Origin of the sequence: Lentimicrobium saccharophilum, assembly GCF_001192835.1 — a bacterium.
In the GTDB taxonomy this organism is placed as follows: domain Bacteria; phylum Bacteroidota; class Bacteroidia; order Bacteroidales; family Lentimicrobiaceae; genus Lentimicrobium; species Lentimicrobium saccharophilum.
The window spans coordinates 976423-1001222 of sequence record NZ_DF968183.1 but is presented as its reverse complement, the minus strand read 5'-3'; the positions used below and the strand labels follow the sequence as shown (position 1 = coordinate 1001222).

Annotated in this window: 23 protein-coding genes; all 23 read left to right on the top strand. The window is 39.2% G+C overall.

Translation table 11 applies throughout. The features are described from left to right. The first annotated feature begins 1 nt into the window (after position 1). Positions 2-1279, top strand: coding sequence for an EpsG family protein (locus TBC1_RS15965; protein ID WP_062045021.1), 1278 nt, complete (start codon positions 2-4; stop codon positions 1277-1279). Between the two features lie 32 nt (positions 1280-1311). Further along, the gene (locus tag TBC1_RS15960) at positions 1312-2412 is read left to right on the top strand and encodes a polysaccharide (de)acetylase (RefSeq protein WP_172668921.1); all 1101 of its coding nucleotides are present in this window, start codon (positions 1312-1314) and stop codon (positions 2410-2412) included. A 110-nt stretch (positions 2413-2522) separates the two neighbouring features. Then, positions 2523-3563, top strand: a complete 1041-nt coding sequence (locus TBC1_RS15955; RefSeq protein WP_137305806.1) for a hypothetical protein — start codon at positions 2523-2525, stop codon at positions 3561-3563. Between the two features lie 42 nt (positions 3564-3605). Further along, the gene (locus TBC1_RS15950) at positions 3606-4718 is read left to right on the top strand and encodes a sugar-transfer associated ATP-grasp domain-containing protein (RefSeq protein ID WP_082189670.1); all 1113 of its coding nucleotides are present in this window, start codon (positions 3606-3608) and stop codon (positions 4716-4718) included. Between the two features lie 5 nt (positions 4719-4723). Next, entirely contained in the window at positions 4724-5818 is a 1095-nt protein-coding gene (locus tag TBC1_RS15945) for a sugar-transfer associated ATP-grasp domain-containing protein (RefSeq protein ID WP_062045013.1), read from the top strand. A 78-nt stretch (positions 5819-5896) separates the two neighbouring features. Beyond that, positions 5897-6919 carry an ATP-grasp domain-containing protein gene (locus tag TBC1_RS15940; RefSeq protein WP_062045011.1) on the top strand — a complete coding sequence of 341 codons (1023 nt, stop codon included), beginning with the start codon at positions 5897-5899 and terminating at the stop codon, positions 6917-6919. Then, the gene (locus tag TBC1_RS15935; RefSeq protein WP_082189669.1) at positions 6874-8001 is read left to right on the top strand and encodes a glycosyltransferase; all 1128 of its coding nucleotides are present in this window, start codon (positions 6874-6876) and stop codon (positions 7999-8001) included. Before TBC1_RS15940 ends, TBC1_RS15935 begins: the two co-directional genes overlap by 46 nt. 212 nt (positions 8002-8213) lie before the next feature. Beyond that, positions 8214-8669 (top strand): serine O-acetyltransferase, encoded by a 456-nt coding sequence (locus tag TBC1_RS15930; protein ID WP_236695688.1) that lies wholly within the window; start codon positions 8214-8216, stop codon positions 8667-8669. Positions 8670-8818: 149 nt separating this feature from the next. Further along, positions 8819-9850, top strand: coding sequence for a hypothetical protein (locus TBC1_RS15925; RefSeq protein WP_236695687.1), 1032 nt, complete (start codon positions 8819-8821; stop codon positions 9848-9850). Positions 9851-9854: 4 nt separating this feature from the next. After that, positions 9855-10991 carry a glycosyltransferase gene (locus tag TBC1_RS15920; RefSeq protein ID WP_062045003.1) on the top strand — a complete coding sequence of 379 codons (1137 nt, stop codon included), beginning with the start codon at positions 9855-9857 and terminating at the stop codon, positions 10989-10991. 12 nt (positions 10992-11003) lie between these two features. After that, entirely contained in the window at positions 11004-12221 is a 1218-nt protein-coding gene (locus TBC1_RS15915; protein WP_062045001.1) for a glycosyltransferase, read from the top strand. A 149-nt stretch (positions 12222-12370) separates the two neighbouring features. After that, positions 12371-13405, top strand: coding sequence for a hypothetical protein (locus tag TBC1_RS15910; RefSeq protein WP_137305804.1), 1035 nt, complete (start codon positions 12371-12373; stop codon positions 13403-13405). A gap of 116 nt (positions 13406-13521) precedes the next feature. Continuing rightward, on the top strand, positions 13522-14430 hold the full coding sequence (locus tag TBC1_RS15905) for a hypothetical protein (protein WP_172668919.1): 909 nt from the start codon (positions 13522-13524) through the stop codon (positions 14428-14430). A gap of 56 nt (positions 14431-14486) precedes the next feature. After that, positions 14487-15701 carry a glycosyltransferase gene (locus tag TBC1_RS15900; protein WP_062044995.1) on the top strand — a complete coding sequence of 405 codons (1215 nt, stop codon included), beginning with the start codon at positions 14487-14489 and terminating at the stop codon, positions 15699-15701. Positions 15702-15735: 34 nt separating this feature from the next. Continuing rightward, complete coding sequence (locus TBC1_RS15895) at positions 15736-16749, top strand: polysaccharide biosynthesis protein (RefSeq protein ID WP_062044992.1); 1014 nt, start codon at positions 15736-15738, stop codon at positions 16747-16749. 72 nt (positions 16750-16821) lie between these two features. After that, on the top strand, positions 16822-17937 hold the full coding sequence (locus tag TBC1_RS15890) for a polysaccharide biosynthesis C-terminal domain-containing protein (protein WP_062044991.1): 1116 nt from the start codon (positions 16822-16824) through the stop codon (positions 17935-17937). Between the two features lie 48 nt (positions 17938-17985). Beyond that, the gene (locus TBC1_RS15885; protein ID WP_137305800.1) at positions 17986-19050 is read left to right on the top strand and encodes a hypothetical protein; all 1065 of its coding nucleotides are present in this window, start codon (positions 17986-17988) and stop codon (positions 19048-19050) included. Continuing rightward, complete coding sequence (wecB, locus tag TBC1_RS15880) at positions 19037-20170, top strand: non-hydrolyzing UDP-N-acetylglucosamine 2-epimerase (RefSeq protein WP_062044987.1); 1134 nt, start codon at positions 19037-19039, stop codon at positions 20168-20170. Before TBC1_RS15885 ends, wecB begins: the two co-directional genes overlap by 14 nt. A gap of 10 nt (positions 20171-20180) precedes the next feature. Continuing rightward, entirely contained in the window at positions 20181-21386 is a 1206-nt protein-coding gene (locus TBC1_RS15875) for a glycosyltransferase family 4 protein (protein ID WP_062044985.1), read from the top strand. Positions 21387-21398: 12 nt separating this feature from the next. Next, on the top strand, positions 21399-22409 hold the full coding sequence (locus TBC1_RS15870; protein ID WP_062044983.1) for a sugar-transfer associated ATP-grasp domain-containing protein: 1011 nt from the start codon (positions 21399-21401) through the stop codon (positions 22407-22409). A gap of 45 nt (positions 22410-22454) precedes the next feature. Then, positions 22455-23048: a hypothetical protein gene (locus tag TBC1_RS15865; protein WP_172668917.1), complete on the top strand. Its 594-nt coding sequence runs from the start codon at positions 22455-22457 to the stop codon at positions 23046-23048. Then, positions 23049-23654 carry a sugar transferase gene (locus TBC1_RS15860; RefSeq protein ID WP_062044980.1) on the top strand — a complete coding sequence of 202 codons (606 nt, stop codon included), beginning with the start codon at positions 23049-23051 and terminating at the stop codon, positions 23652-23654. Between the two features lie 7 nt (positions 23655-23661). Continuing rightward, a complete protein-coding gene (locus TBC1_RS15855) occupies positions 23662-24798 on the top strand; it encodes a DegT/DnrJ/EryC1/StrS family aminotransferase (RefSeq protein WP_062044978.1) in 1137 nt (378 codons plus the stop codon). Positions 24799-24800 lie beyond the last annotated feature (2 nt).

Genomic DNA, 24800 nt, shown 5'->3' with positions numbered 1-24800 from the left:
CATGAATTCGACTCCGGTTGCATTTCCCCTCAAAAGAAAAAAGGCAAAATCTTTGCCCGTAACCCTGTTGTTTTTTATTTGGCCGCTGGCGCTGCTTTATGCCTCATTAAGAAATTACCGCGATCCTCTGGCTAAGCGGGGGTTTATATTGTTTTGTGTTTATTTTGGATTTGTATTTGTTTTCAGTCGCGATATTCAGGGTGCCGATTCTGCACGTTATGCTCAGAATCTGGCTGACTTGCATAAACTGACCCCGAGCTTCATGACGCTTTGGAACTCGTTTTATACATTTGAAACGAATTATTTGGATATTTATCAACCAATTATTACATGGGTTATTTCACTTTTTACTGATGATGCACGTTATCTGTTTGCTTTCTTTGCACTTGTTTTTGGCTATTTCTATGCGAATAATCTGTGGATAGTTTTTAGTAGCATTAAAGGTAAACTTAGCCTGACCTTAATTCTGTTTATTTTTGTACTTGCTTTTATAATTCCAATTTGGTCAATTAATGGTGTAAGGATGTGGACTGCGGCCCAAATATTTATTTATGGAGTGTTGTTGTATTTTATAAGAAATGAGAAGAATGGATTATGGTGGGCTATAAGTTCTATTTTTATACATTTTTCATTTTTGTTACCTCTTATATTATTGTTTATATTTAGGCTTCTCCCTAAAAATATAACAATGTATATAGTATTTTTTGTTTCAACATTGTTTATTTCAGAAATTGATCTCATTGGAGTTAAAAATGCCTTATTCTTTTTGCCTGAGATATTTCATCCCAGGGTCGAAACATATACAAATATAGAATATGCCGAAAGAGTACATGAGTTAAGCACAGACAATAACTGGTATGTTCAGTTTTCTGGAATTGCATTAAAAATTGCTATTATTTCTTTAATGCTAGGGCTGATTCTGACAGGAAGGAGGTTTTTAAAAACAAATCCAATTCAATATAATTACATTTGTTTTGTTTTGTTTTTTTATGGTTTGGTTAATTTAGTGGCATTAGTACCTTCTGTTGGCAGATTCTTGGCTGTTGCTAATTCTTTGAGTTTGGTATTTATTATATTGCATCTTTCGAAATATAAAATTAGTCGGGTTGTAAGTGCAATTCGCGTTTTGGTTGTTCCGCTTTTGATATTTTATTGCGTTTTCAGCATTAGAGTCGGATTTGATTTTATTGGAGTCTCAGCCTTTATTGGAAATCCAATATCAGCTATTTTCTTCGAGGATACCAAGCCTATCATTGAATTTATTAAATCTCTTTTGTAATCAGTATGTTCAATCTCCGTAACCTAAGATTAATGCTATCTAATCTTCCCGGCTGGCGTACCAATAGGCATATTCTAGTCTTTGAATCCGACGATTGGGGGAGCATACGAATGCCTTCAAAGGAAACTTTTAACTCATTGGTTAACAAAGGTCTTCCGCTGTCTTTAGGCGATTCAGGGCCCTATAACCTATACGACACGGTAGCAAATCCGGAGGATCTTAGTGGCCTTTTTGAAGTATTGTCAAATGTAAAGGATCATTATGGGAATCCTTGTGCATTCACAGCCATTAGTGTCGCAGCCAATCCCGATTTTGAAAGAATAAAAAATGGTGATTTTGAAAATTACTACTACGAACCTTTTACTGTTACACTGAGAAGATATTATGGGAATAATGATTCATTTGAATTGTGGAAAGAAGGGATCAGAAATAAATTATTTGTCCCGCAATTCCATGGCAGGGAACATTTAAATGTTTCAGAATGGATGCGCGCCCTGAAACGGGGAGATCGGGAAACCCATCTCGCATTTGAGCATGGCATGTGGGGATTTCCTAATAAACCATACAATGGCTCGTCTGTTTCATATCAGGCGGCATTTGATTTTTATGATCCCGAAGATCTTGCTGTTCATGATAAGATAATAGCAGATGGTTTGAATTTATTTGAATCGATATTTGGATACAGGGCTGTATTTTTTGTGCCCCCCAACGGTTACTTGCATGATTCATTGTATAAAGCTGCTTCTGAAAATGGTATCAGGTATCTTTTTGCATCCAGGTTTCACTCCACACCCGCAGGTTATGGTAAAATTAATAAGAGTATTCATTTTATCGGCCAGAGGAACAAATTAGGTCAGCGGTTCATTATCAGAAATTGCTTTTTTGAGCCATGCATGAAAGGCAAGGACTGGGTAAATTCATGCCTGAATGATATTGATATGGCTTTCCGGTGGAACAAACCTGCAATTATAAGTTCACACAGGGTAAATTATATAGGCGCGCTGGATCCCGGTAACAGGGAAAATGGCCTTTCTCAATTGAAACAACTTCTGAAGGAAGTTGTTTCGCGCTGGCCTGATGTTGAATTTATGACTTCAGCTGAATTGGGTGACTTAATACAAAAAAGCAATTGATCTTTAATTCAATAAAGTCTGAAATTGCCCGTCATGTCAAAAACCTTCCCGGGTGGCGTACCAACCGGAAGATTGTAGTTTTTGAGTCTGATGATTGGGGTAGCATCCGCATGCCTTCAAAAGAAGTTTATTATGCATGCCTCCAGGCAGGATATGCCGTTGACAAGAATATTTACGAGAAAACAGACGCTCTCGAAAGCGAGGACGATCTTGAACTTTTATTTGATTTACTTAAAAAATTCCGGGATGTAAACGGGAATCATCCTATAATAACAGCGAATTGTATTGTAGCCAATCCTGATTTTGATAAAATTTCTGGTAGCTCTTTCCGTGAATATCATTACGAACTGGTAACAGAAACCTTCAAAAAATATCCGGCACACGCCAATGGCTTTAATTTATGGAAGCAGGGATTAAATGAAAGGATTTTTTATCCTCAGTTTCATGGGCGTGAGCACCTTAATGTGGGGATGTTTATGGAAGCCTTGCATCAGAATGATTCAGATATTAAGTTTGCCATTAAGCACAGAATGCCTGGTATAATGAGGTTGGGCTCATCCAAACGAGGCAATTATTATGTTGAGGCAACAATGTTTAAAACTGAATCTGCCAAAAAGGAAATTTTATCTATAATACTTGATGGATTAAGGATATTTAAAGATATGTTCGGATACTTCTCTGAATCGATTATTCCACCAAACTATACCTGGAGTATGCATTTTAATAAATCTGTTGCTGATCTTGGTGTAAAGTATTTTCAGGGATATAGAAAAATCAGAGAGCCGGGGATTAACGGGAATGAAATCAGGTTCCACACCCGCCAACTCGGTGAATTTAATCAGTTTGGCCAATTATATCTGATCAGAAATGGCAGTTTCGAACCTAGCCTGAATTATGGAAAAGATACGGTAAATCGTTGCATGCAGGATATAGCAGCAGCATTCAGGTTGAATAAGCCGGCTATAATCAGTACGCACAGAATTAACTTTTCCGGGTGGATCGAACCTGAAAACCGTAATAAAACTCTGGTTGAACTGGAAGAACTTCTGCGTAAGATATTAAATAAGTGGCCCGGTGTAGAATTTATGACATCCGATAAGCTTGGAGAACTGATTCGTGACGAGAAAAGGAAATCCTTCCTGCACCTTTAAAACCGGTTAATCCTGATATTAGTTAAGGAAAAAATCTGATCTATGTATAAAAGAATCATTTTCAATAAAAATCTACCATTAAAAAAGAGATTGAAGAATCTGGTGTCGTATTTTATGGTCAGAAGGGGGGCCAGGTTGACCTGGAAGCCTGTATTCGGGAAATTTTATGAGACAAATCCTGATAACTTCAAGAAAACGAACAGCTCTGAGGAAAAATCTCATATTAATTTATGGAAAGGCTTTTCGTCAGGGATCAATCTCTCAACATACAGAATATGCCGGAATATTTCCGGAGTTTCTGATATTCGCTATATTCCTGAAGAAATTTATATTGCAGATATAGAAGACACCCTTAATCATGATCCTGTCATTGATTACCTGGCCAATAAAAGTTTCAGCAACCATTGGTTTTCTGAAGGTATTTTTCCAAAAGATTATTTTCACAATGTTGACGGTGAATATTTGGATTCAGACCTGGAGCGTGTTGAATTTCAGGATATTGTCATCTTGGCAAAAAAGCTGGAATATCCTGTTGTGATCAAACCTAACCGTGATACTTCCGGTGGCAATGATGTATTTTTTCCTGCTAATGATGCTGAATTGATTGAATTGGTAAAGGGTAGAAAAAATTTTGTAGTTCAGGAAAGGATAAAACAGTATGAATTTTTCAACAGATATAATCCACATGGTTTAAATACAATCAGGGTGGCACTTTATCGTTCGGTTGCTGATAATGAAGTTCATGCATTGCATACTTCGATGAGAATGGGCAGAGGCGGTTCCCTCGATAACCTTAAGGCCGGAGGGATCATTACATATGTAAAACCTGACGGATTTATGGTTGGCTATGCATTGGATCGTTATGGTCGCCGGTTTGATGAACACCCGGATACATTGATGAAGTTTGATGAGTGTGTGCCAAACTATGATGAACTGATTGAACTTTCGAAAAGGGTTGCCCATAAGATATTTTATGCACGAATTATTAGTTTGGATGCATGTTGTGATGAGAAGGGAAATTGGCGTTTTGTGGAAGCGAATGTTTATGGTCAGCACACTATAAAATTCGCTCAGAATTTCGGATTTTCATTTTTCGGAAATTTTACTGATGAAGTGATCAAGTATTGTATCAATAATCATTGGGCTTTAAAATAGTATTGATGACCTATTCCATTTACAACAGAATTATAGGTCGAATAGAGGTCATTCTCTGGTATCTGATAAGGAAAGCGGATAGGACACTTGCATATAAATATGCCAGAAATGAGGCACACATTGCCAGAAAAAAGGTTATACTGCAGAAAGGTTATAAAACGGTTAACAGGCAATTGAAAAGGAATCTGAAAAGATATTCAAAGGATAATTTCGGCAGCACTTCATTCTGGCCATATCTGGCCCTTTTCACTGAGATAAGAGAAAGATTTATAAGTGGCTGGATTCCTGAAGATTATTATTGGAAAAACCTTTTACCGGAATGGAATCCATCACCATACAATATGGTCTGTAATTTCAAAGGTTTTGATCACAGGATTTTTGAGAATTTTGCCCTGACCCCTTTATTCATAGTAATTAGAGGAAATTTTTACAATTCAGATTATCAGATGGTTTCCCTCGATCAAGTCATGCTTTTTTTCAGAGAATATAATAAAAAAGTTGTTGTTAAAGAAGAGTTTGGTAGAGGAGGCAAGGAAGTGAGGATCTTTGAGTCTGCTGATTTCGGTAATATTCATATTGAAAAATCTAAAAACTATGTAATTCAGCCATATATTGAACAGTATCAAAGTCTTAACGATTTGTATCCGGATAGCGTGAATACATTCCGGGTTAACACTTTTATCGAAAGGGACGGAAGTATCAGTGTAAGGTTAGTTTTTCTAAGATATGGTTCGAATGGGTCAAAGGTTGATAACCTTGCTTCAGGCGGTAGGTTTATTGTTTTTGATACTGATGGAAAGCCGGCAAAATATGCCTGTAATAAACTAGGGATTGATATTGGTGAAAGGCATGAGAATACCGGATATCTTTTCTCAGAACTCCGTTTTCCGATGTATGGAGAAATGTTGGAAAAATGCAAAGTGGCGCACAGCAGATTTCCTTATGTCAGAATCATTGGATGGGACGTTTGCATTGATAAAGCCGGAGTCCCGGTATTATTGGAATGGAATGCCGGCCGGCCGCATATCGATATTATAGAAGGTAAATTTGGTCCGGTATTTCCTGAAATTCAAAACCAGAACAGAATAAGGCCTAATTAAGCTGACCTGCTTTGGCCTGATTCTGATTCCATGTCAGATATGGATTAGTTTACAGGGATATTAACGCGGTTTATTATCATGAAAATTGCAATTCATCATTCAGAAGTGTCATTCAGTTCTTATTGGATCGAATACTGCAAGGAGAATGCAATTGATTACAAGGTGGTTGATTGTTACCGGTCTGATATTATCCAGCAACTTGCTGACTGTGATGCACTGATGTGGCATCATCATCACATGTTTGCCAAGGATATCCTATTCGCAAAACAATTGCTTTACTCACTTGAAATGGCCGGTAAAATTGTATTTCCTGATTTTCGTACCGGTTGGCATTTCGATGATAAAGTCGGGCAGAAATATCTTTTGGAGTCAATCAACGCACCATTGGTTCCTTCATATGTGTTTTACTCGAAAACCGCTGCTTTGAATTGGGTACGTAAAACTATATTCCCCAAAGTTTTTAAACTCAGGGGCGGATCATCTGGCGCTAATGTAAGATTGGCTGCAAATTATGATGAAGCGGTTAGATTAATTAACAGAGCTTTTGGCCGGGGTTTTAGTAATTATAATAGTTATGGCATTTTAAAAGACAGGATCAATCACTATCGCAAAGGAAAAGAATCGTTTTTTGGAGTGATAAAAGGAGTCGGACATCTTTTTATTAGAACCCCGTATTCCCGTGTTGCCGGAAGAGAGAGAGGTTATGCCTATTTTCAGGATTTTATTCCGGGTAATACGCATGATATCAGAATAACATATGTTGCTGACAGGATATTTGCGCTCAGGCGTCGGGTCAGGAAAGGTGACTTCAGGGCGTCGGGTGGGGGTATGCAGGAGCATGATATGTCCAGGATTCCGATAGAGGCGGTTAAAATTGGTTTTAGTGTTGCTGAACAACTTAAACTCCAGACAGCGGCATTTGATTTTGTTATATCGGAAACCGGTCCATTAATTGTTGAAGTCAGTTATGGATTTGGCTATGACCCCCAGCAATTCGATTTTGGATATTGGGATCGTCAACTGAAATGGCATGAAGGTAAGTTTAATCCTTATGGATGGATGGTGGATCTGGTTGTGAACCAGGTGGCCCAAAAACAATGAGAAAAAAGAAACTTTGTCTTCTTATTTCAACCTTAGGGCCTGGTGGGATGCAAAAGGCTATGAGTCTACTGGCTCAGTATTTCACATCCAAAGAGGATGTTGAAGTTCACCTGATTTTATATGGTATTTCAAAAAAAATATTTTTTAAACTTCCTGAAACGATCTCAATCCATAAGCCGAATTTTGATTTCGATAACGAGTCAAGATTTATAAGTACAATAAGAACTTTACTTTTTATTCGAAAAGAGATAAAACTTATCAATCCGGATGTCATATTAAGTTTTGGGGAGTATTGGAATAGTTTTGTTTTGATTTCATTACTAGGTTTTCGTACACCAATTTATATTTCTGACAGATGTCAACCTGATAAAAGCCTTGGATTTTTTCATGACAAACTCCGGAAAGTCCTGTATCCGTTGGCTAAAGGGATTATTACACAAACAAATGCGGCAAGGGACATCTACGCAAAAATGATTTCACATTCCAATATTGCCATCATAGGGAACCCGATAGATAATCGCGATGGGAATTCTTCAAGTGTTTTAAGGGAAAATGTTGTACTGAGCGTTGGTCGATTGATTCCTTCAAAACATCATGATTTGTTGATTGATATTTTTCTCAAGGTGAATATGTCCGGATGGAAACTGGTGATTGTTGGAGGGGATGTCGCATATTCAGATGTTAAATCAGTACTTCAGGAAAAGATTCGCAACTTAAATGCGGAGGATCGGGTGATTCTTGCCGGAAATTCAAATAAAGTAGATGAGTTTTACCGAAAAAGTAAAATATTTGCATTTACATCCAGTTCCGAAGGTTTCCCCAATGTAATAGGTGAAGCCATGGCTGCCGGACTTCCTGTAATAGCATATGATTGTTTGGCCGGTCCATCTGATATGATTGAAGATGGTAAAAATGGTTTCCTGATACCAATGTTTGATGATAATTTGTTCGTTGAGAAATTATCGGAATTGATGGGCAATGAAGGGATGCAAGCTGAGATGGGAGTTAATTCCAGACTTATGATTAGTCGGTATAGCATTGAAAGGGTGGGGATGCAATACTATGAGTTTTTATTTGGGTGATAATAATACCTTCAACCGGATTGATATTCCCGATTTTTTAAGAATACAGTTAAATTAAGAATCTGACTAATCGTAATTGCGTTCTAATATTTACATGAGATTAAGTAATAGAAATGGATAGTATTATTAAATCTGATCTTTACAGATATTTTAACCGGGAGTATAGCTTTTGGACTTTTTTAAGATGTTTGCGTGTGCCGGGTTTCAGGTATATGTATTTTTTAAGAAAAGCTTCGAAAGCAAGGGTAAAGTCTATCACCTGGATTTTTTACAAGATTCTTTTGAGAAGGTATTCCTATAAATTTGGCTATCAGATTCCTTTTAATGCCATTATTGGTGAAGGTTTTTACATTGGTCATCAGGGTAATGTTATCATCAATGAAAAGGCTGTGATCGGCAAGAATTGCAATATTGCACCAGGGGTGACCATAGGCCAAACAGTTAGAGGAGAAAAATGCGGGGTACCGGTTATAGGAGATTTTGTTTGGATGGGAACCAATTCAATTATTGTCGGTGGTATCAGGATAGGCAATGATGTACTAATTGCACCCGGTGCTTTTGTGAATTTTGATGTACCTGACCATTCAATTGTTATAGGCAATCCGGGCAAAATAATCAGCAGGCCTGATGCAACGTCCGGTTACATTGATTTTATAAGGCCTGAATAGAAAATAAAACTTAACATATTGAAGAAAATAATTTGGCATTATCTTTTTTAATACCTAAAAGAATAACCCATAACCTGATCAATATTCCCGGGTGGCGTTCAAAGCGAAAGATTGTTGTCTTTGAATCTGACGATTGGGGTTCAGTCAGAATGGCTTCAAAAGAGGCTTTGAATTATTTTTTAAAGCTCGGCTATCCTGTTGACAAGGATCCTTATAATTACTTTGATGCACTTGAATCAAATGATGATCTGGAGTTGTTGTTGGATGTTTTAAGTTCTGTAAAAGATAAAAATGGAAACGGGGCAATTTTTACGGCCAATTGCCTTGTTGCAAATCCTGATTTCGAAAGAATAAAATCGGATAATTTTCAGAATTATTATTACGAACCATTTACAAAAACATTAGAAAGGTACCCCAATCACAACCGTGTTTTCAGGCTATATCAGGAGGGAATTGCCAAGAATTTTCTTAAACCTCAGTTTCATGGCAGAGAACACCTTAATGTCCCTTTATGGATGGCCTCATTACAAGAAGGCAGAAAATCGGTTTTAGAAGCTTTTAAATTTGGAATGTTCAGCGTACATGCTGAACCTGATCCTGTGTATTTTAATGAATACACTGATGCACTTGCATTCCACACCAAAGAGCAATATGATCTCTTGCCTGATATACTAGCTGATGGGCTTAATGTTTTTAGAAATATATGGGGGTTTAATTCAGAGTCATTCATGGCACCTTGCTATATTTGGAGTAGTGCACTTGAGGCAACTTTAAGTAAGGGCGGAGTCAGATATCTTCAGGGAATGATCAATCAATTTCAGCCAATTCAAGGGATTCCTTTCAGGTATAAACTGAAATATCATTATTTAGGACAGCATAACAATTTTGGTCAGCGGTACCTGATCAGGAATGTTTTTTTCGAACCAAGTCATACCCCTGATTTAGACAATGTGGGTGAATCGCTCAAACGGATTGGGATTGCTTTTGCCTGGGGAAAACCTGCAATTATCAGTTCTCACCGGTTGAACTATGTGGGATCGCTCGACCCTGCTAACCGCAATAATGGTTTGAAATTGCTCCGGCAATTGCTTACAGGCATAATTTCAAAATGGCCTGATGTAGAATTTATGTCATCAGATCAATTAGGCGATCTGATTAGTAGAAGCAAAACGAGAAATTAGTTAAATGGCCAGAATTAAAATATTGTTTATTATACCATCTCTTGAAGAAGGAGGTGCTGAACGCGTGTTGGTAAATCTGCTTGGAAAATTAGATTACAACCGCTATGAGGTTGATCTTTGCGTTGTTGAAAACAGAGGCATTTTCTTTAATCAGATTCCTGAACAGGTAAAGTTGATTACAGTCTTCGATAGCTCATTGGTCTGTAAGATTTTAGTAAACTTCCACATAAGGTTCAATATAAACCGGCTGTATAAATGGATAGTGAATCGCAGAATTCCAGGGAATTATCATGTCGGAATATCATTTTTGGATAGCTCCTTCACAGATATACTCTTTTTTCTCGATAATAAGATTTCAAAGAGGATAGCCTGGGTGCATTCCAGTTATCAGACCTATCATAATTTTGGGAAGTTCTATCAGGGAGCCTATAAGGATCGAATAATACAAAACCGGTACAGCAAACTGGATCATATTGTTTTTGTCTCTAATGACTCAAGGCAGGAATTTGAAGGTATATTTACATGTAAGACATTGAAATCTGTTATTTACAACGTGCTGGATACTGAAAAAATCTGTAAATTGTCAGATTATCCTATAGACGAGAAATTTGATGACAGCATTATCAACATTATTGCCCTGGGGGTGTTGCTGCCGGTTAAGGGTTATGATCTGCTGATTAATGCTGCATTGCTTTTGAAGAACGATGATTTAAAATTTAAAATTCGGATACTGGGAAATGGTTACCTTGAACATGAATTATTGTCACAGATAGAGAGTCTTGATCTGGAAGATTTTGTTGAACTTAAGGGATTTCATATAAATCCGTATCCGTTTCTAAAGCAATCTGACATTTTTGTTATGACATCTCTTTCTGAAGGACTTCCGACTGCCCTGGGAGAAGCCATGATTCTTGGGCTTCCTGTCGTTGTTACAGATTGCAGCGGATGCAGGGAACTTGTCGCTGAGGGTCAATATGGTATGATGACAAATAAAACAGCAGAAGGAATATATCATGGCTTGAGAACCATGATTAATAATTCAGAATTAAGAGAGTTTTATAAACAAAAGTCCCGTGAAAGGGCGGAAGTATTTGATGATGATGCTATTATGGAAAAAATATATTCTGTCATGGATTATTAAAGGTAGTTTAAAATGAAAGTATTACAGATAAATACAACTTTGAGTGCTTCAGCACCGGGAAGGATAGCGGAGGAGATCGGGCAGGTGCTGATTTCCAAAGGACATAGCAGCTACTTCGGGTATGGCCGGAAAGTAAGGGAAAGCGTATCAGAAACAATCAGGATAGGTAGTTTTATTGATCAGACCGTGCACGGAATAAAAACCCGTCTGTTAGACCGTCATGGATTTGGGAGTCGTCAGGCAACCATGCGGTTCATCAGCCAGGTTGAAAGGATTAGTCCGGATATTATTCACCTTCATAATATTCATGGGTACTTCCTGAATATAAAGGTGTTATTTGATTTTTTGAGATGTTCCGGAAAGCCTGTTGTCTGGACATTACATGATTGCTGGCCGTTTACAGGACATTGCAGCCATTTTGATCTTGTTGGTTGTAATAAATGGAAAGATCAGTGCTTTGAGTGTCCAAATAAAGATTCTTACCCGCGAAGTATTTGGTTAGATAATTCGAGGCAAAATTATAATGAAAAGAAGAAATTGTTTTCCGGGCTTGATAACCTTGTATTGGTAACTCCTTCAGTATGGTTGTCAGATATACTGAAAGAATCCTTCCTGGCCGGATATAATGTTTCTGTTATTAATAATGGAATTGATCTGAAGACATTTCAAATCAATAATGGCCTGATGCATACTCAGGGCTTTGGCGTTGAAGAGGATGACATTTTGATTTTAGGTGTAGCAAATATCTGGGGTAAGCATAAAGGACTGGACGATTTCCTTCAATTAAGTAAAACGCTTGAAGCAAAGGAAAAAATCCTGCTGATAGGATTGAGTAAAAAACAGCGAAGGCATCTGCCATCAAATATTATTGGTTTATCAAGGACGGAAAATCAGAAGGAACTGGCTATGCTTTATTCAAGGGCCAATGTTTTCGTTAATCCAACATATGTGGATAATTTTCCGACAACAAATCTGGAGGCATTGGCTTGTGGTACCCCGGTTGTTACCTATAAAACAGGTGGAAGCCCTGAAGCATTGGATGAACATACCGGGCGAATAGTTGAAAAAGGGAGTATTACAGAATTAAAAGCGGCTTTGAGGTCGGTTATAGAAGCAGGGAAAGATTCATTCTCATCCCAGTGCCGGAAAAGAGCTGAATTATTATATAACAAGTATGACCGGTTCGGTGACTATATTAACTTGTACAAACAAATCATTGAAAAAAAATAGTATCCCGGTTTCCAATGGCCTTGAATCAATATTTTTAATAAGAAGTGCGGGTTAGAAATTTTCTTGTAAGTCTGTTGCAGAATCTTCCGGGTTGGAATACTTCCCGGAAGATTGTAGTGATTGAGTCAGATGATTGGGGGAGCATCAGGATGCCTTCAAGATCAGTGTATGATCATCTGCTTGCAAAAGGCTATAAAGTTGATTCAGACCCTTTCCTGAAATATGATTCACTGGCGGGAGAAAGCGATTTGTCAAATTTGTTTGAGGTCCTGGTTTCTTATAAGGATAAAAACGGATCTCCTCCGGTAATAACCGCAAATACGATTGTTTGTAATCCTGATTTTGCAGCGATTGAAAAATCCGGCTTTCAGGAATATAGATATGAGCCGTTTACTGAAACCCTGAAACGCTATCCGGCACATGCAGGGAGTTTTGAATTATGGAGAAGCGGCATGAGCTCCGGGATATTTTACCCGCAGTTTCATGGGCGTGAACATATCAATGTTTCAAAATGGATGATGGCATTACGAAGTGACGTTGATATGGTCCGCGAAGCTTTCCGCCATGGCATGATCAGCATCAGTTCTGAGTCATCCGGAATGAAATTCGGCTATATGGAGGCATATGACAGTTTTTCTGTGGAAGAGGAGATGGAAAAAGCCGGAATAATTCATGACGGGCTAAGAATCTTTGAAAATATTTTTGGCTATGCGTCCCGCTCTTTTATTTCATGTTGTTTCATTTGGAATGACAAAATTGAAAGGGCAGTTAATGATAAGGGAGTTAAGTATATTCAGGGAATAGCGAGGCAACTGGAACCATTCTGTAAAGATGGAAAGCACAATTTTAATAGAAGATTCCATTTTACAGGTCAGAAGAATGGATTGAATCAACTTTACCTGGTAAGAAATGCATATTTCGAACCAAGCCTGAGCGGTAATCCGGATGAGGCCTCTTATTGTCTCAAGAGGATGGAGGTTGCCTTTAAAATGAAAAAGCCTGCAATTATCAGTGCGCACAGACTCAATTTTATTGGAACAATTGATCAAAAGAATCGTGACAATAACCTGCGTCAGTTTAACAGGTTGTTAAAAGAGATCACCCAACGCTGGCCTGAAGTAGAATTTTTTACCAGCGACCGGTTGGGCGAGTTGATGATGAAAGGTAAGGAGAAATTTTATTAGTAATAAACCGGGTTGGACATTTGCATTACATGCATGTCTAATGCTTTTCAGGTAGTATTTATAGGATGAGGATTCTCTTTTCAGAGGTGCGCATAAGGCCTTTAATTGTCGGCATTTTGAAATATTCCGACTTGATTGCAAAATTAATGCCTGTCTCAGCTGGGGCTACTTCAAACAGCAGATATTGTTATGCTGTTTGGTTCAGACACTTAAATTATTTAGCGAAGCAAAATGGGGGGAAAGTCCCGGAGGTTGTTGCGGAACTCGGTCCCGGAGACTCAATTGGTGTTGGGCTGGCTGCATTATTATCCGGGTCTGAAACTTATTTCGCGATGGATGAGATCAATTATTGGAATAAGGAAAGAAATATCAGGGTTTTTCATGAACTGTTGGCAATGTTCAGAAATAAGGAAATGATCCCCGATAAAAAGGAGTTTCCATTGCTTTTCCCTGAAATATCGGATTATGGTTTCCCTTTTCAAATGCTTACTCCGGAATTACTGGAGGAGTCACTTTCTGAAAACCGTGTAAGAAAAATTTGTGAAGAAATTTCCAATCCTGGTAATAAGAACAACAGATTCATTAAGACATATGCACCATGGAACAATAGTGATATTATTCAAAATGATTCCGTTGATTTTATATTTTCTCAGTCTGTGCTGGAGCAGGTAAATACACTTGACGAAGCATATGCTTCAATGCAGCTCTGGATGCGAAGAGGTGGATACATGTCACATGTTATTGATTATAAGTCGCTTGGAATGACAAAAACCTGGAATGGACACTTGACTTTCAAAGACTGGGAATGGGAATTTGTCAAAGGAGGGCGTAAGTTTGCCATCAACCGGGAACCCCATAGTGTGCATGTCAGATTACATAAGCAAAATGGATTTGAGGTGATATCTGAGATTAATCAGATTCAGGGTGGATCAGTTAAACGGGAAAAATTGGCTCCCCGGTATGCCGGCTTGCCTGATTCAGATCTCACTATCAGCACTTCTTTTATACTTTCCCGCAAAGTATAGCTGTGTTTAAAGCCGACACTATATCAGAAACATTTAACAAATACTGAAACTGCTATATGATCATTCAGCAAATTAATACAACTTTGCGTACAGTAGCGCCAGGCAGAATTGCTGAGGAGATTGGCGAAATTCTGGTTGATACAGGTCACACCAGTTACATAGGATATGGCAGAAAATTAAGGCCCAGCGCATCCAAACTGATAAAAATCGGTTCAGGATTTGATCAAAGCCTTCATGGCATTACCACGCGTTTATTTGATATGCATGGTTTTGGTTCACGTTTTGCAACTGTGAGGTTTGTTAAAAAAGTTTCCCTAATTAATCCTGATCTCATTCATTTGCACAATCTTCATGGCTATTATCTTAATATTGAGGTACTGTTTAATTATCTGAAAAAGATTCAAAAACCCGTGATCTGGACATTGCACGATTGCTGGCCATTTACTGGCCATTGCAGCTATTTTGATTATGTCGGATGCAACAAATGGAAGTCAGAATGCTATTCATGCCCAAACAGAATGGCTTACCCGAGGAGTTTGGTCGTTGATAACTCAAGGGTAAATTTCATAAAGAAAAAACATCTGTTTTCCGGCCTCGAAAAGCTTACATTTGTTGCCCCTTCTGCATGGATGGCCGGATTGCTTAAGCAATCATTTTTAAGTGGCTATCCGGTTGAAATCATTCATAACGGGGTTGATGTTAATGTTTTCAGGCCTTCCAGGCAACGGGAGAAGTTAAAACGCCGATATGGTGTTTCAGGCAGGAATGTGATTTTGGGGGTTGCAAGTATCTGGGACAGAAGAAAAGGATTGAGTGATTTTATTAAATTGAGTTCCATGCTATCGGAAGATCAGGTTATTATCCTGGTAGGGCTAAAAAAATCTCAGATCAAAGATCTTCCTGGCAATGTCATTGGAATCAGAAGAACTGAAAGTTTAAATGATCTAGCTGAACTTTACTCAATGGCCGATGTGTTTGTTAATCCAACCTTTGTTGATAATTTCCCTACGACCAATATCGAAGCCCTGGCCTGTGGTACACCGGTTATAACATACAGAACTGGTGGAAGCCCGGAAGCGGTAGATGATAATACAGGGTTGATTGTTGAGAAGGGCGATGTCAAGCGTCTCTTTGAATCGATCAATAAAACCCTAGATGTTGGGAAAGGAGTATATGAGGATTTTTGCAGAAAGAGAGCTGTGGAAAATTTCAATAAATTATCCAAGAATACGGAATACATAAGACTGTATGAAAGTGTTCTCAGTAATTGATTTTAAAAGATCTTTTAATTAAAATATTGCCCAGATGTTTAAGGATAAAACTTTGTTAATTACCGGAGGGACCGGCTCTTTCGGGAATGCAGTACTTAACCGGTTTCTTACAACGGATATCAGAGAAATCAGGATATTCAGCCGTGATGAAAAAAAGCAGGATGATATGCGGCATATGCTGAATAATCCGAAAGTGAAATTCTATATCGGAGACGTTCGGGACAGGCATAGTGTTGACATCGCTGTATTAGGAGCAGATTATATTTTTCATGCCGCGGCGTTGAAACAGGTCCCGTCCTGCGAATTTTTTCCGATGGAAGCTGTGAAAACCAATGTTATCGGAGCAGGTAATGTTTTGGATTCTGCAGTGGAAAACGGGGTTCAGAAAATTATTCTTTTGAGTACAGATAAGGCTGTTTATCCTATTAATGCTATGGGACTAAGCAAGGCTATGATGGAAAAGGTGATGGTTGCCAAAGCAAGAAGTTTACCCGAGAAATCCAAGACGGTAATATGTGGAACCAGATATGGCAACGTCATGGCCTCCCGCGGGTCTGTGATACCACTTTTTATTGACCAGATTAAAGCAGGAAGGGATCTGACCGTTACGGATCCCAGTATGACCAGATTTATGATGACGCTTGATGATGCGGTTGATCTGGTTTTATTTGCATATATGAATGGAAAGAATGGCGATATTTTTATACAGAAATCTCCGGCATCAACCATTCATGATCTTGCACAGGCATTAATTGAGTTGTATAACTCAAAAAGCAAGATCAAGATTATAGGCACAAGGCATGGAGAAAAGCTTTATGAGACCCTTGTTAACAGGGAAGAAATGGCAAAAGCTTCGGATATGGGGAATTATTTCAGGGTGAAGTCTGATAACCGCGACCTGAACTATGAAAGCTATTTCTCCGAAGGGCAGGAGAAGCTGTCCTCCCTGGAGGATTATCATTCACACAATACTGAACGGCTTGATGTTGAAGGGACAAAACGACTGCTGCTTAAGCTGGAAATGGTCAGAAATGACCTTGGCATCTGAAAAATCATTTTCAGAAATAACTTTTTATTGTAAAGATGCTGAATCACATTATCGTTTAAAGTTTTATCTGGAATGAAAAAAGTTGGTATTACCGGGCAGTCAGGTTTTATCGGGACGCATTTCTATAATCAATTGGGACTGATGCCCGATATAGTCCGTATTCCTTTCTGTGATTCATATTTTGAAGAAGATGCATCCATGGATGAATTTGTTCACTCGTGTGATGTAATCATTCATCTGGCTGCAATGAACCGGAATCAGGATGCAGACCTTCTCTATCATACAAACATTGGATTGGTGCAGAAGCTTATAGCTTCCTTACAGCGGACTTCTTCAAAACCTCATGTGATTTTCTCATCATCCATACAGGAGGAGTTGGATAATGTCTATGGGAAATCGAAAAGAGAAGGCAGGCTTTTACTGGAGCAGTGGTCACAACAAAGCGGATCATTTTTTACCTCCATGCTTATCCCCAATGTGTTTGGCCCTTTCGGTAAGCCCTTTTACAATTCAGTCGTAGCTACATTCTGTCATCTGCTGGCGACTGGCGGAGAACCGGAAATACATGTTGACAGTGAAATAAAACTTATATACATCGACGACCTTTTCAGGGAGTTTTACAAGGCTATTTCAGGTGAAATCCAAACCACAGGTTACCGTGTTCCTTTTAATTTGAAACTAAAAGTCAGCGAAATACTTGGAATGCTCCGGATATTTAAGGAATTTTATCTGGAGAAAGGGATCATTCCTGTTTTGGACAGCTCCTATAAAGTTAATCTTTTCAACACATTTCGAAGCTATATTGATTCCAAAACGTTTTTCCCGGTTAAACTTACGCAGCATTCAGATACCCGGGGGGCATTTGTTGAAGTTGTCAGGCTGGGTGTTGGCGGGCAGGTTTCTTTCTCAACTACAAAGCCAGGTATAACCCGTGGTAATCATTATCATACCCGTAAAATTGAAAGGTTTGCGGTGATCCGTGGTAAAGCAGTGATACAGTTACGAAGGATAGGTGAAAGCCGGATTCTTGAGTTTTTACTAGATGGGGAAAGCCCTTCATTTGTGGATATGCCGGTATGGCATACCCATAACATTACAAATGTTGGCAAAGATGATCTCTATACCATTTTCTGGATTAATGAGTGGTATGATCCGGATGATCCGGATACCTATTTTGAAAAGGTTTGACTGATGCGGTATAAAGAGGTTTTATCGCGGTTATTGTTTTCAGATAAATTGAACGGAGAAGTTCTTAAAAATATCCGGATTGCCGAAGCGGGAAAAGATTATCTTATTGGGGCCAGTGGATACCGGCTATTCCGGTTTGACCGAAGAAATGCCCGGTGGAGTTATTTTTCCAGGGTAAATGACCTTAAATTTGCAATTTTATCACGGTTCAGGCTGTTAGCCAGGTTATTCAGGGCGGAAGTTCATTTTTACAAAACCCTCAGAAACAAAGAGGTGATATGCATAGCCAAGGGCGGAATTTATAAATTTAGTGCTGCATCCGGAAAATTTGAGCAGTGCTTCAGAATACCGAGAGGTAACCGGCCTCTGAATATTTGTGAGGATAGCCATGGATTTTTATATTTTGGTGAGTATTTTCACAATGCAGAAAGGACAAGCGTGAATATTTACATGTCAGAGGACTCGGGAGAGACCTGGAAGGTGGTATATACTTTTCCGGCAGGGAGTATCCGGCATATTCATGGGTTACATTTTGATGAATTCGAAAATTCAGTCTGGGTGACTACAGGAGATCTTGAAGGAGAGTGTATGATTGGATACTCCAGTGATCAGTTCAGCACTTTTAATATTGTTTTCAGAGGGGGACAGGAGTACCGTACGTGCAACCTTCTGTTTTACGGCGATAAGATACTCTATGGAACAGATTCGGAAACTGCCAGGAATTATATTAAACAAATTGACCGGTCTTCCTTAAAGGTTTCAACACTGGCTGGAATTCAGGGCTCTGTTATAAAATCTGTTAAAATTGGTAGTCGCTGTTTTTTCAGTACAACCATTGAGCCGTCGGAAATTAATAAGGATCAGCATGCATATATTTGGATGTATGATGATTCCATTAAAAGGTCAATAGTTATTGCAAAATTTGCTAAAGATTGCTGGGATCACAGATATTTTCAGTTTGGGCTGTGCCGTTTTCCGGAATATTTAGTTGGTGATGATACTCATCTGTTCTTCACCGGGGTTGCCCTGAAAAAAATAGATGGGCATAGTATTAGTTTGGAAATCAGTAAAATAAAGGAATTGACAGATTCAGTTGAGTATGAAAAAACTTAAAGTTCTGACCGTCGTAGGCACACGTCCCGAGATTATCCGGTTGTCGCGTGTTCTTCAAAAACTGGATAATAGTGAGGCTATTGATCATATTTTGGTACATACCGGTCAAAATTATGATTACGAATTGAATGAAGTTTTCTTTAATGACCTTGATCTTAGAAAACCAGATTTTTTTCTTGACGCCGCTGGTCATAATGCAACTGAAACCATTGGTCAGATACTGATAAAAATTGATCCCATTCTTGAGCGTGTTAAGCCTGATGCATTTTTAGTATTGGGAGATACCAACAGTTGTTTATGCGCTATTCCTGCCAAGAAAAGGCGTATACCTATTTTCCATATGGAAGCAGGAAACCGTTGCTTCGATCAGCGTGTTCCTGAAGAAACCAACCGGAAGATAGTAGATCACATCAGCGATATAAATTTAACATACAGCGATATTGCCCGTGAGTATCTTTTAAAGGAAGGTTTGCCGGCTGACCGTGTAATTAAAACAGGTAGCCCAATGTATGAAGTTCTGATGCATTTTAAGCCTAAGGTTGAGAAATCATTGATTCTGGAGGAACTTAAGTTAACGAAGGATGGTTTTTTTGTTGTATCGGCTCATCGGGAGGAGAATATTGATTCGGATAAAAACTTTTCAAATCTGGTTAAGATTCTTAATACTTTGGGCGAAACCTATCAATTGCCTGTTATTGTGACAACCCATCCCAGGACACGACACATGATTGAAAAATTAGGCATTACTTTTAATGATAACGTGCATTTAATGAAACCTTTCGGGTTGCTGGATTACATTAAACTTCAAACGAATGCAAAGGTTGTGCTTTCCGACAGTGGAACAATCAGTGAGGAGTCCTCTATCCTAAATTTCAGGGCCTTGAACATCCGTGAAGCGCATGAGCGACCCGAAGCCATGGAAGAAGCATCGGTTATGATGGTAGGCTTAAATCCTGAGCGGGTAATGCAGGGACTTGTTCAGGTATTAGATCAGGATACCATAAACAGAAATTTCAGGGTCGTTGGCGATTACACCATGCCAAATGTTTCGGATAAAGTGGTTCGGATAATCTTATCTTACACTGACTACGTGAAAAGGGTTGTTTGGGGCTTAAGTTAGAATCAGGATTATGAACGTTCTTTTCCTGATGTTTAATTTTGAGGATGCCAACAATACGGTCAGCATGTACAACTCGCTTGTCGATGTGTTTGTTGCCCGAGGTCATAATGTTTCCGTAGTTGCTTTTGAAAAGGCCGGCAAACCAACCGGAATATACAGGGAGGGATTATCTGATGTTCTCAGGGTAAAAACTCTTCCGCTTTTAGGTGTAGGTCCATTTCGCAAGGGACTAGGAAACATAATTGTGCCTTTTCAATATGGATTAGCCATCCGAAAATACCTTAAGGATTTCCGATTCGATCTTATAATAACTCCTACGCCCCCTATTACCCTTTTCAGAATCGCCTATTCGCTGAAGAAGAGAAATCGTACTAAGCTTTACCTGATATTAAGAGATATTTTTCCTCAGAATGCTGTAGATATAGGTTATTTAAGTAAGAATAACCCGATTTATCATTATTTCAGATGGATTGAGAAACGCTTATATCAGATTTCTGACTTAATTGGTTGCATGACAGAAGGAAACCGATCGTATATTTTGAGAAACAATCCCGGGATCGATCCGGCGAAGGTTCATGTTTTGCCAAATTGGAACAGAATTCAGGTATATGAGACAGGGGTAAGTGAAGACCTGCTGGATAAGTATGGTTTAGCTGGTAAATTTATTGTAATCTTCGGTGGAAATCTTGGAGTTTCGCAGAAAGTAGATAATGTGGTTGAACTTGCAAAAGTTCATGCATCCAAAAAAGATGTTGTTTTCGTTGTAGTCGGAAAGGGGACCCACAAAACATATCTTCAGCATCTTATTGACAGAGAAGGTTTAAAAAACATCAGACTCATTGATTATATGCCAAGGGCAGATTATGAAAAACTTGTTTCTAAATCGGAAATCGGACTAATCTCATTGAATGAAAAGTTCACGATTCCAAACATCCCATCAAGAACTTTAAGCTATTACAATATGCGTAAACCTGTTTTTGCCATTACTGATCCTAATACCGATTATCATGAAATGCTAAAGCAGGATAATTCAGGTTTTTGTTGTTTATATGGTGATTATGCATGTTACCGGAAACGGTTTGATCAGTTGTACAATGATCAGAAGTTAAGAATGCAAATGGGAGAGAATGGTTTCATCGCCCTCAGAGATAAATATAACCCTGAGAATAGCTATAAAATCATTATGAATGCGGTTACTTCTTCAGTGAAAAGCTAAAAATCATCATTTATGAAATCTGGCATTAACAGGATTCTTTATTTGGGCTATTATGTTGTTAAGATTGATGGTAAGAAGCTGAGGAAGTTTCTTAAATATGCGTCTGCAGAAACCGGAAAACCTGCTTTTGTTATATTAATAAATTGTATTGTTTCTTTATTTAAATATAATATTTCATTACTTGATTATTTCTACTTCAGATTCTATGAGAAATCTCACAGCGAACGCTTGGAATGGGCCGGAAGCGGGTATATGTACGAATATCATCTTATTATGAACCCAAAGCGTTCCCGGGGGATTCTTGAAAATAAAATTGAATTTCTTGAAAAGTATGCTGACTTCGTCAGACACAAGCACTGTACGCTGAAAGAATTGGAACTAAATCAGGAAACAGCTATTGATCTTTTAGGCAACCCTTCAGGGAAAATTGTCCTGAAACTCTCTACCGGTCAGGTTGGTGCCGAAGTCAGGGTTTTTGATTCCTTAAATTTTACACCTGAATCATTGATTATAAAGATGAAAGATCTGGGCTTTGACCTGGCTGAGGAATATATTGTACAGCATCCTGCATTGATGGATTTATCGCCTTCAGGATTGAATACTGTGCGGATTTTTACCCAACTGGATCAAGGCACTGTAGTTTTTTTAGGCGCCAGGCTCAGGGTATCAGTTAATTCGGTGGTTGATAATATGGGTGCAGGAAATCTGGCTGCTCCGGTCCTTATGGAAACCGGCGTTGTGAATGGGCCTGCCGTATATAGTGATATTACCAGACCGGCAGTATCAAACCATCCTGTTACAGGAATAGCCATCGAAGGTTTTAAGATCCCATTCTGGCCGGAGACCCTCGATATGGTTACAAAAGCTGCGCTGCTTCATCCCGAAAATAAGTCAATTGGCTGGGATATAGCGATTACTTCCTATGGGCCGGAATTGGTAGAAGGAAACCATAACTGGTGTAAATTGTTGTGGCAATTGCCTGTAAAACAAGGGCTCAAGTCAATGATTAGCAAGTACATTTAACCCTTGACTATTTATTTGACAATACGGTAACATAAATAGTTGATAGTGATTAGAATTTTGCTCTATATCAAGCATAAAGTGCCTATTATCTGGAATGCTATTGAGAAATTGAATGGTTTATTGTATTCAATTTTATACAAAAGCAGGATGGATGAGGAGGTTAAGAAAGCCCTTAAGGAATTCAGATTGCCTGGCTTTGAGACCCGGCAATTAAACCATCAGGATCTGACTTTGCTGAGTTTGTTACATGATTCTCAGGAAGCGTCACGAGTGACTTATTTCAACCCGCATGGGTTTGATCAAAAGTCGTTGCTTTCAGTTAGCCGTAACCCGGCCTTCTTGATGATGGGAGTTTTTCAAGGTCATCGGATGGTAGGCTACTTCTTTTTACGTTTTTTCTGGAATAAAAAGTGTTTTGTCGGTCGTCTTATTGATCAGCCGTTTGAAGGCAAGGGTATCGGAAGGATGATGAACAGTATTATGTACAATATTGGTTGGAGAATGGGTTTTAAAGTACTGTCTACCATTTCAAGGAAAAACAGTCTGGTGATGAAATCACATGCTAACAACTCTTTCATGAAGGTGCTGAGAGAATTGGATGACGATTATTTATTTGTGCAATTTGTGGAAAAGAAATAGGTGATATTTAAACGACTTTTTGATATAACTGCAGCTGTTTTTGGTCTAATAATTACCCTCCCTGTTTTTCTCGCAATTTATCTGCTTATTAAAACTCAAATGACAGGATCTGTTTTTTTTAAACAGCAAAGGGTAGGCAGGCATGGTAAGATTTTTAAAATGATCAAATTCAGAACCATGACCATCAACCACAACGGCAGCACAATTTCGGTGAAAGGCGAGTGCCGCATTACACCGCTGGGTGCCGTGCTCAGAAAATATAAACTGGATGAATTGCCTGAGTTGTGGAATATCCTGATCGGAGATATGAGCTTCGTGGGTCCCCGGCCTGATGTGCCCGGTTATGCTGATAAGCTGGAAGGAGAGGACCGGCTTTTGCTCAGTATCAGACCGGGCCTTACCGGTGCTGCAAGCCTTAAATTCTCCAGCGAGGAAGAATTACTTGCCCTGCAGGATGATCCGGTAAAGTACAATGATGAAGTGCTGTATCCGGAGAAGGTCCGGATCAATAATAATTATGTGAGACATATGTCATTCGGACTTGATCTCAAGATTATTATCTTTACCATTCTCGGTAAAAAACTAAAAGAAGAATACCTTAACTAACGCTGAAATGAAAGAAAAAATCTGGCTTTCCTCTCCCCATATGAGTGGGAAAGAAATGAAATACATCGAAGAGGCATTCAGGAGAAATCATGTTTTTCCCCTTGGACCCAATGTTACAGGGTTGGAGGAGGATATTGTCCGGATGACCGGGGCGGGCCATTGCACCTGCCTTTCATCAGGGACTGCTGCCATTCACCTGGCATTAATCCTTCTGGGGGTTAAGCAGGGGGATGAGGTGATTTGCTCATCCTTTACCTTTTCAGCTTCGGCAAACCCGATAGCCTATCAGGGTGCTACCCCTGTTTTTATAGACTCAGAATCCATGACCTGGAATATGAGCCCGGATTTACTTGAATCTGCGATAAAAGATCGCATGTCAAAGGGCAAAAAGCCGTCTGCCATTGTTCTGGTGCATCTTTACGGTATGCCGGCACAGTTGGATAAACTGATGTCTGTTGCCAATGCATATCAGATTCCGGTGATAGAAGACGCTGCAGAGTCATTCGGATCTGCCTTCGACGGCAAAAGCACCGGAACTTTTGGGGAAATCGGGGTGTTTTCATTTAACGGAAATAAAATCATCACTACTTCGGGTGGTGGTGCTATGGTTTCAGCAAACCCGGAATATTGTAAAAAGGCGCTGTTTCTTGCTACACAGGCGCGTGATGCGGCTCCGCATTACCAACATTCTCATATCGGGTACAATTACAGGATGAGCAATATTTGTGCAGGAATAGGCAGGGGGCAAATGGAAGTGCTGTCCGACAGGATCGCCAAACGAAGGGAAAATTATTTCTTCTACCGTGAGATGCTGGCCGGTATTCCCGGAATTTCCTTCCAGAATGAACCGGATGAGCGTTATTTTTCGAATCATTGGCTTACGACCATCCTGATTGATCCCGGTCAGGCAGGAGGCGTTACCCGTGAGGATATCTACACAGATCTGGCCCGGCTCGACATAGAAACCAGGCCTTTGTGGAAGCCCATGCACCTGCAGCCGGTATTTGCCAATGTGCCGGCATATACGGATGGTACATCAGAACGATTATTCCGGAACGGACTTTGTCTGCCTTCCAGTTCTAACATTACGGATGAAGAGCGGAGAGCCGTTGTTGACGCCATCCGCCACTCGCTAAAACATTAAAT